9 protein-coding genes are annotated in these 9,030 nt (G+C 61.9%); 4 read left to right on the forward strand and 5 right to left on the reverse strand.

From position 1 onward, the window contains the following. From EN925_RS11775 to EN925_RS11790, 4 genes are all read right to left on the reverse strand, one after another. On the reverse strand, positions 1 to 816 hold an 816-nt coding region (locus EN925_RS11775; RefSeq protein WP_128336555.1), incomplete at its 3' end, for a cytochrome c. A gap of 9 nt (positions 817 to 825) precedes the next feature. Next, a complete protein-coding gene (locus EN925_RS11780; protein ID WP_013532666.1) occupies positions 826 to 1,266 on the reverse strand; it encodes a cytochrome c in 441 nt (146 codons plus the stop codon). Between the two features lie 156 nt (positions 1,267 to 1,422). Then, a complete protein-coding gene (locus EN925_RS11785; RefSeq protein ID WP_013532667.1) occupies positions 1,423 to 2,022 on the reverse strand; it encodes a superoxide dismutase in 600 nt (199 codons plus the stop codon). A 106-nt stretch (positions 2,023 to 2,128) separates the two neighbouring features. Then, positions 2,129 to 3,007, reverse strand: a complete 879-nt coding sequence (locus EN925_RS11790; RefSeq protein ID WP_024505546.1) for a branched-chain amino acid aminotransferase — start codon at positions 3,005 to 3,007, stop codon at positions 2,129 to 2,131. 157 nt (positions 3,008 to 3,164) lie between these two features. On the opposite strand from EN925_RS11790, the gene EN925_RS11795 reads away from it, so the two are divergent. Together EN925_RS11795 and EN925_RS11800 are read left to right on the forward strand one after the other, a co-directional pair. Beyond that, positions 3,165 to 3,827 (forward strand): haloacid dehalogenase type II, encoded by a 663-nt coding sequence (locus EN925_RS11795; protein ID WP_024505547.1) that lies wholly within the window; start codon positions 3,165 to 3,167, stop codon positions 3,825 to 3,827. Positions 3,828 to 3,997: 170 nt separating this feature from the next. Further along, positions 3,998 to 4,822 (forward strand): L,D-transpeptidase, encoded by an 825-nt coding sequence (locus EN925_RS11800; RefSeq protein WP_013532670.1) that lies wholly within the window; start codon positions 3,998 to 4,000, stop codon positions 4,820 to 4,822. A gap of 35 nt (positions 4,823 to 4,857) precedes the next feature. Here EN925_RS11800 and EN925_RS11805 read toward each other — a convergent pair whose 3' ends face one another. Beyond that, a complete protein-coding gene (locus EN925_RS11805; RefSeq protein WP_127368562.1) occupies positions 4,858 to 6,405 on the reverse strand; it encodes a helicase HerA-like C-terminal domain-containing protein in 1,548 nt (515 codons plus the stop codon). Positions 6,406 to 6,772: 367 nt separating this feature from the next. Between EN925_RS11805 and EN925_RS11810 the strand changes: the two genes are divergently transcribed. Together EN925_RS11810 and EN925_RS11815 are read left to right on the forward strand one after the other, a co-directional pair. Further along, entirely contained in the window at positions 6,773 to 8,215 is a 1,443-nt protein-coding gene (locus EN925_RS11810; protein WP_024505548.1) for a methylmalonyl-CoA mutase subunit beta, read from the forward strand. Next, on the forward strand, positions 8,212 to 9,030 hold an 819-nt coding region (locus EN925_RS11815; RefSeq protein WP_245487218.1), incomplete at its 3' end, for a methylmalonyl-CoA mutase family protein. The genes EN925_RS11810 and EN925_RS11815, both read left to right, overlap by 4 nt.

Here is a 9,030-nt window from a genome sequence, read left to right on the forward strand (position 1 = left end):
GACGGAATAAGAATCGGGCGTGAAGCCGGTTGCGAGGTAGTTGACGATGTCGGGTTCCGAGCAATCGCCTATACCGCCCTCGCCCGATGTGATGTTCGGCACGACGCCGCTGCCTTCGGCAGCCACCGCACCGGCCAGCCACACGTTCTTTTTCGTACCACCTGCAAGGTCGCGCGGCGTATGGCATTCGCCGCAATGGCCCGGCCCCTCGACCAGATAGCGGCCGGCCATGACCGGATCGGGCGTGCCAGCGGGAAATGGAACGACCGGCTGGTCGCTAAGATAGAGCAATTTCCACAGGCCAATGCCGCGACGAATGTTGAAGGGAAAACCGAGCGAATTTGCAGGAGCCTTGCCGGCGACGGCCGGCAGCGTCTTGAGAAAGGCATAGAGATCGCCAATGTCGGCCGGATTCATGCGCGCGTAGGACGCATAGGGAAACGCCGGATAGAAGTGTCGGCCCGAAGGCGACACGCCCTTCAGCATGGCATTGGCGAGGTCCTCGACCGACCATGCGCCGATGCCGTCCTTGGCGTCTTGCGAAATGTTGGGCGGCACGAAGGTTCCGAACGGCGTCTTGAGCTCGAGACCGCCCACGAGTTGAAGCCGCGCATCGCCCTGTGAGCCCGGCTTTGCATGGCAGGATGTACAACCGCCGGCATAAAAAATGCGCTTGCCCCTGGCTGCGTCGCCAGGACCGAGCTTGGCCAGGGTCTCCCTGTCGAGCCTCACCGGCGCCGACCCGGCCCACCCGGCAACCGCGCCGACGCCGCCGAGGATGACGATGGCGCCGACGAGTTTCTTTAGCCAGGGCATCGCCCGCTATCAGCCTTTTTTCACCCGGTAGGTCTGGTGGCAGGTGCCGCAATCGGAGCCGATGGCGCCGAATTGCGCCTTCAACGCATCGACGTCGGCAGGAGCGGCAGCGGCCGCTGCCTTGACGTCGGCGACATATTTGGCGTTGGTGGCCTTGAAGCCGGCCATGTCTTCCCAGATCTTCGGCGACGCAGTGGTATCGCCGCCCGTGTCGCTGCCCGCCGGAAACAGCGCGTCTACGTCGACTTTCTCGGCATTCGCATGCAGCGCCTGCAGCGCCGTCAGCACCGCGGCGGCATCAAACGGCTCCTCGCCCTTGACCACTTTCGACAGGCCGCCGACGATCTTTCCACGTTCCTTCATCAGTGCCTGCCGGTCGAGGATCGGGTCGGCAAAGGCCGCCGAAGCCGCGAGTGCGAGCATAGAGATGGCGATAACAAGCTTTCTCATTCAATTGGCTCCATGATGAAGGCATTTCGGGACAGGACGTCAACGGATGCTACAGAGGGAAAATTCCCTTCCCCCTGATGATTTTTGCCGGACCTTTGCTCTTGCGGGACGCAGAAAAGAAAAGCCCCGGGTGATACCGGGGCTTCTGGAAATCGATCACTTCGCCTTTTCGTACAATTCCAGGACATGGTCCCAGTTGATCAGGCTGTCGACGAACGCCTCGAGATATTTCGGCCGGGCGTTGCGGTAGTCGATGTAGTAGGAGTGCTCCCAGACATCGACGCCGAGGATCGGCGACGCGCCATGGACGAGCGGGTTTTCGCCGTTCGGTGTCTTGGAGATCGCCAGCTTGCCATCCTTGACCGAGACCCAGGCCCAGCCGGAGCCGAACTGTGTCGTGCCAGCGGCAATGAAGTCGGCCTTGAACTTGTCGTAGCCGCCGAGATCGCTATCGACTGCCTTCTGCAAGGCGCCCGGCAGCTTGTTGCCGCCGCCGCCTTTCTTCATCCACTTCCAGAAATGGATGTGGTTGTAATGCTGGGCGGCATTGTTGAAGAGGCCGGCATTCTTGCCGAACGACTGCTTGACCACCTCTTCGACCGACAGATCGCCCAAGCCGGCCTCGGCGGCGAGTTTGTTGCCGTTATCGACATACGCCTTGTGGTGCTTGTCGTGGTGATATTCCAGCGTCTCTTTCGACATGTAAGGCTGCAAGGCCTCATAGTCGTAAGGCAGAGCGGGCAATTCAAAGGCCATGGATAGTACTCCCTCGTGGAAAAATCCGGTGTCGATACCGGAGTAAGATAGGTCTGGAATGGGTTGGGACAACTCCGGATGAAGCGTCGATCGCCTTTTTATCCGCTCAAACAGCAGAAGTCGAATGCGCCCAATCCCAATAGAGTTCGCGCGCTTTTTTGGCCACCGGCCCGGGTTGCAGATTGCGATCCTCGATGCGCGTGATCGGCACCACCTTGGAATGGTTCCCGGTCGAAAAAATTTCGTCTGCTTCGAGGAAATCGCGCACCGACAGCGTCTTTTCCGTGGTCCTGAAGCCATATTCGCCGAGCAGCGCTATCGTGCGCGAGCGGGTGATGCCGGATAGGAAGGTGCCGTTCGGCGCAGGCGTAAAGACGTGGCCATCCTTGACCAGGAAGATGTTCGAGGTTCCGGTCTCGGCGACGTTGCCCAGCATATCGAGCACCATTGCGTTGTCGAAGCCGCGCATCTTGGCTTCGAGAATGGCCCTACCGTTGTTGGGGTAAAGGCAGCCGGCCTTGGCGTTGGTCGGCATGGTTTCAATGGTCGGACGCCGGAACGGCGACACGGTCACCGAAAAGCCAGTCGCCGGAATCATCGGTGATTCATAGAGGCAAAGGCAAAAGCGCGTCGAGGCGGGATCGGCCGGCACGCCCATATAGCCGCCATGCTCGGCCCAGTACATCGGCCTGATATAGACCGCCGTCTTGCCGTCGAACTTCTTCAACCCATCCCATGTCAGCCCGACGATCTTGTCGGCGCTCATGTTCGGCTTCAGGCCGAGCGCAATCGCCGAGGAATTCACCCTGGCTGCGTGGAAGTCGAGATCCGGCGCCACGCCTTCGAACCAGCGGCCGCCGTCAAAAACGCTGGTGCCGAGCCACATGGCGTGGCTGCGCGGCCCCAGAATGGCGACGTTGCCTTCGTGCCAATCACCATCGACGAAAGTCCATGTCGTGGATTGCGCCGCAGCCGCCAGTGTCATCATCTCGTCCCGTCTCAATCGGTCTCGTGTGACAGCCATTGGAAGATGCTTTGGCGGGCGCCGTCAACCGGCATCATGGAGTTTTGTTGAGGCCAGTGCCGGGGCGCAATGCAATCAAAGCTTGCACCTTGTCGCGCCTGCCCTCAAAACTGCTGTCATGCAATACGCCGCCTATGTCTTCGACGCCTATGGCACGCTGTTCGACGTGCATGCCGCCGTGCGCCGTCATGCCGACCGGATCGGGCCGGACGGCCAATTGTTGTCCGAGATCTGGCGCGCCAAACAGCTCGAATATTCCTGGGTGCGCACGCTGATGGGCGCCTATGCCGATTTCTGGCAACTGACCGAACAGGCGCTCGATTTCGCCTTGCGCAAGGTTCCCTCGGCCGACCCCGGTCTCAAGGCGATATTGCTGGATGCCTATTGGCGGCTCGATTGCTATCCGGAAGTGCCGGCCGTGCTCAAGGCGCTCAAAGCTTCGGGAGCGAGGCTGGCGATCCTGTCCAACGGCTCGCCAGAAATGCTGCAGGCGGCGGTCAAATCCGCCGCGCTCGACCAGGTTCTGGACGATATCTATTCCGTCGATACGGTGCGGCGCTTCAAGACCGATCCGGCGGTCTACGACATGGTCGCCACCGGCTGGCGCCTCTACCCCGGCGCGGTTTCCTTCCAGTCGTCCAATCGCTGGGACATTGCAGGCGCCACCAAATTCGGCTTTCGCACGGTGTGGATCAACCGCTCCAACCAGCCCGAAGAATACCGGGACTTCCCACCGGCCCTGATCCTGCCGTCGCTCGAAGCCCTTGTGCCCGGCAGCTAAGAGACCTGTGTCTCTGGCGCCACAGTAGCAGCCTGGTCACAGCTTCGCCTTTCTTTGCCCACGTTCGGGCCAGAATCGGAACCGCCTATCGCCCCAGGTGTTGTCAGGCACCCGCGTAACTGTCGGCGAATTCACGCTTTGTTGCGATTTGAGACTTAAAGAAGGCAACCATGTCCATAACTGAAATCGAATCTTTTCGCCTGAGCCGTCGCGGCTTTCTCAATGCCGCAGCCCTGGGCGCCGCTTCGATCGCGGTTTCCGCATGCGCCACCACCGGGCCGGGTCCGGTCGAGCCGCCGCCACCAACCTATGTCGAGCCGCCTCTGGCGGACTATGTGACGATGTATGCAGCAGTCAGCGACGGCGGCTTCGATTTGCCGGCCATCCCAGTCGACAAGATCGATCCGCAATTCCTGCGTCAGATCGTTCCCGACCCGACGGGACAGAAGCCGGGAACCATAGTCGTCGATACGACCGGCCACTTCCTTTATCTGGTTCGTCCAGGCGGTCAGGCGATACGCTACGGTGTCGGCCTTGGCCGCGCCGGCTTCGAATGGTCCGGCGACGCCGTCGTTCAGTGGAAGCAGAAATGGCCAAAATGGACGCCGCCGGACGAAATGATAGCCCGCCAGCCGGAACTGAAACCCTACAGCGCCGACAATGGCGGCATGCCCGGCGGCCTGAAGAATCCGCTCGGTGCACGCGCGCTCTATCTGTTCCAGGGCAATGTCGACACGCTCTACCGTCTGCACGGCTCGCCGGAGTGGCGCTCGATCGGCAAGTCGGTGTCGTCAGGCTGCGTGCGTCTGATGAACCAGGACATTATCGACCTCTATGATCGCGTGCCCTCGAAGACGCCGGTCATCGTGACCAGCGACGCCAGCCAACCCATGGTGGCGACGGCCAACCGACAGGCGATCCCGATCGATGCCGGCGTGCCGGACGGTTCGGTGCTGCTTGGACCGGTCAAGGCGATCACGAATTCGATTTTCTGAGCTGACTAGGCAGCGGCGGCGCCCGCTGCCTCCAGTCACCGCCCGCGCGACAAGCTCCCCAGAATGCCGCGCACGATTGCCCGACCGACCGAAGAGCCGACCGAGCGCACCACCGACTTGATCGCCGCCTCTGCGACCGTCTGGCGGTTGGACGGGCGCGGTGCAGATGTGCGCCTGCCACCGGATTGCGGCGCGGGATCGTCATTGCCGAAGCCCGGAATGGTCCAGCGCGAGCCGCCGTTGCCGGCCTGCTGGGCCTGCTCTTCGGCATCCTGCGCGTCCTTGGCCTTTTTCTGCAGCATTTCGAAAGCCGATTCGCGATCGACGGCCTGATCGTACTGGCCGGCGACCGGGCTTTCCTGGATCAGCTTTTGCCGCTCAGCGGCCGTTATGGGCCCAAGCCGCGAGGATGGCGGGCGGATCAGGGTCCGCTGCACCATGGACGGAACACCCTTGGCTTCCAACGTCGAGACCAGCGCCTCGCCAGTGGCAAGCTGTGTAATGGCGGTCATGCAGTCGAAATCGGGATTTGGCCGGAACGTTTCGGCCGCCGTCCGGACTGCCTGCTGCTCGCGCGGTGTATAGGCGCGCAGCGCGTGCTGGACGCGATTGCCGAGCTGGGCCAGGACTTTTTCAGGGATATCCAAAGGGTTCTGGGTGACGAAATAGACGCCGACGCCTTTCGAGCGGATCAGTCGGACGACCTGTTCGACGCGATCGATGAGCACCTTGGGTGCTTCGTCGAACAGAAGATGGGCCTCGTCGAAGAAGAACACCAGCTTCGGCTTGTCGGGGTCGCCGACTTCCGGCAGCACCTCGAACAGCTCCGACATCAGCCATAGCAGGAAGGTCGCGTAGAGCCGCGGATTCATCATCAGCTTGTCGGCGGCAAGCACGCTGATGGCGCCGCGTCCGTCGCGGGTGGTGCGCATGATATCGGCGATACGCAGTGCCGGTTCGCCGAAGAAGTTTGCGGCCCCCTGCTGTTCGAGGACCAGCAGCGTGCGCTGAATAGCCCCGACCGATGGCTTCGTCACGTTGCCATAGCGTGAGCCGATCTCGTCGGCGCGCTCGGCGATGTTGGCGAGCAGCGCCTGCAGGTCCTTCATGTCGAGCAGCAGCAGACCTTCCTCATCCGCCAGGCGGAAGGCGATGTTCATGATGCCTTCCTGCGCCTCGGTCAGGTTCATCAGGCGCGACAGCAACAACGGCCCCATTTCCGAGACCGTGGCGCGGATCGGATGACCCTGCTCGCCGAACAAGTCCCAGAAGATAACGGGAAATTCCTGGAAGTCATACGGATCGAGCTTGACCTGTTCGGCCCGCTTGACGAGGAAATCCTGTGCCGTGCCCATCATCGCGATGCCCGACAGATCACCCTTGATGTCCGCGCAGAACACCGGCACGCCGGCGTTGGAAAATCCTTCGGCCAGGATCTGCAAGGTGACGGTCTTGCCGGTGCCGGTGGCGCCGGTCACCAGGCCGTGACGATTCCCATATCGCAGCAACAACTGCTCGGCACGCTGATAGCTGTCGTCGGGCTTTCGGCTGGCGCCGATGAAAATACTGGTCTCGTCAGCCATATGTCCGGTCTCCGCAAACTGATGTGTCTAAAGCCAGTGGCCTTGCCGCAGGTATAGTGAGGCCATTGCACAGCGACAATGCCATTCGTCCAAATCGGGGCCATTCGTCCAAATCGGGGCCATTCGTCCAAATCGGGGCCATTCGTCCAAATCCGGGCCATTCGCCCAAATCGGCCCCATTCGTTCAGATCGGGTTTTTGGAGCTTGCGGATTTTGCCGCTGTTTGGCAATCGTCGTCCACGCGGACTGACCTATATCTGATGGATCGAATCCGGTCTCTGAAAGCGCATTGCATTGCGATATCGGACCGGGGACCGTAGACTGAACCGCTCCCGGCTGGTGCGGCCGCATGAAACGAGGAGGACGGATGGGCGCCGGAGCCTTGATCCAGGACGTGGAACCCGAGAACGCCGAGCGTCAGCGATGGCTCGCCTTGGCGGAAAAGGCATTGGCAGGCGCTTCCTTCGAGGAAAAGCTGGTCTCGCACAGCGATGACAACATCCGTATCGAACCGCTCTACGACCGCAGCACCGCGGCGGAACCGATCGTGCGTACAAACCCGAAATCGCCATGGATCGTCAGCCAGCGCATCGACGATCCGGACATCGACCGTGCCAGAAGCCAAGCGCTGGAGGATGTTGCACAGGGTGCCACGGGATTGTCGCTGGTCTTCGAAGGGGCGCCCAACGCGTTCGGCTACGGCTTGCCGAGAACGGCGGAGGCGCTGGAGGCGGTGCTGGACGGCATACCGCTCAACCGCATCCAGGTTCGCATCGACGCCCATCCCTGGAGCCGCGCCGTGGCCGACTGGTTGGTCGCGTTCCTGAGCAAGCGGCGATCGGACCCGGCAAAGCTCAACCTCTCCTTCGGCATCGATCCAGCGGCGATCTTCGCGGGAACCGGTCGGTTGCGCATGTCGATCGAGGCGCTGCAGGCCTCTATGCCACAGTCGCTGGCGCACTTCTTCGCGATGGGCGTTCCGGGCGTGCTGCTGGAAGCTGACGGGCGCGTGTTCCACAATGCCGGCGCCACGGAAGCGCAGGAACTTGGCATCATGCTGGCTTCGGCTGTCTCCTATCTCAGAATGTTCGAGACGGCGCGGCAGCCGCTTGTCTATGCCGCACCCCATATCGGTTTTGCGCTCAGCGTCGACCAGGACCAGTTGCTGTCGACGGCCAAGATGCGAGCACTGCGCAGGCTATGGGCGCGGGTGCAGGAGGCTTGTTCGATCCCGACATCCACCGCCAATATCCATGCCGAGACGTCGTTTCGCATGATGACGGCGATGGATCCGGAGACCAACATCCTGCGCACCACCATTGCATGCTTTGCCGCGGCGTGCGGCGGCGCCGATTCGATCTCCATCCTGCCGCACACGATCGCGCATGGTCTGCCGGCGGGGTTTGCCCGTCGTGTTGCCCGCAACACGCAGCTGATCATGGCCAATGAAAGCCATATCGATCATGTCACCGATCCCGCCTATGGTTCCGGCGCCGTCGAGGCGTTGACCGCGGAGTTGTGCGAGTTGGCCTGGGCGGAATTGCAGACGATCGAAGCCGAGGGCGGTGTCCTGTCCAGCCTTCAGGACGGACGCATCCAGAAGCGCGTCCACGCAGCTGCGGAGCAGCGCAATGCAGCCTACCGCACAGGCCAACGGGCCATCATCGGCACCACGCTCTATCCATCGAAAGACGAACGTCCGGTCGAGACGCTGGCGGCGGAACGGCGGCCGGCCTTCACCGAAGGCGTTGCCGTCTGCGAGGCGCTGTTTCCAGTCCGCATCGACCAATCGATCGGAGCCGGCTCTTGATCCCGGACTTCGGCCAGATCGGCTGGGTCCCGCCACGCCGCGCTCCCGTCGAGGTCAAAGGCCAGCGGACCACGCCGGAAGGGCTCGTCGCCAAGCATCTGTACAATCAAAGCGACCTCAAGGGGTTGCCGCATCTCGACACCTATCCCGGCCTGCCGCCCTTCGTGCGCGGCCCCTACCCGACCATGTATGTCCAGCAGCCCTGGACGATCCGGCAATATGCCGGCTTCTCGACGGCCGAAGAATCCAACGCATTTTACCGACGCAACCTTGCCGCTGGTCAAAAGGGCCTGTCGGTCGCCTTCGATCTCGCCACGCATCGCGGCTATGACAGCGATCATCCGCGCGTTGCCGGCGATGTCGGCATGGCTGGCGTCGCCATCGATTCCATTCTCGACATGCGGCAGCTCTTCGACGGCATTCCGCTCGGCGAGATGACGGTATCGATGACGATGAACGGCGCGGTGCTGCCGATCATGGCGCTCTACATTGTCGCGGCGGAAGAACAGGGCGTTGCGCAGAAAGATCTCGCCGGCACCATTCAGAACGACATTCTGAAGGAGTTCATGGTCCGCAACACCTACATCTATCCACCAAAGCCCTCGATGCGGATCGTGTCGGACATCTTCTCGTACACATCGAAGAACATGCCGAAGTTCAATTCGATATCGATCTCCGGCTATCACATGCAGGAGGCCGGCGCGACGGCCGACCTTGAACTCGCCTATACGATCGCCGATGGCATCGAGTATGCTCGCGCCGGCGTCGCGGCCGGCCTCGACATCGACCGCTTCGCGCCGCGCCTGTCCTTCTTC

This window comes from Mesorhizobium sp. M7A.F.Ca.US.006.04.2.1 (assembly GCF_004022915.1).
GTDB lineage: Bacteria > Pseudomonadota > Alphaproteobacteria > Rhizobiales > Rhizobiaceae > Mesorhizobium > Mesorhizobium ciceri.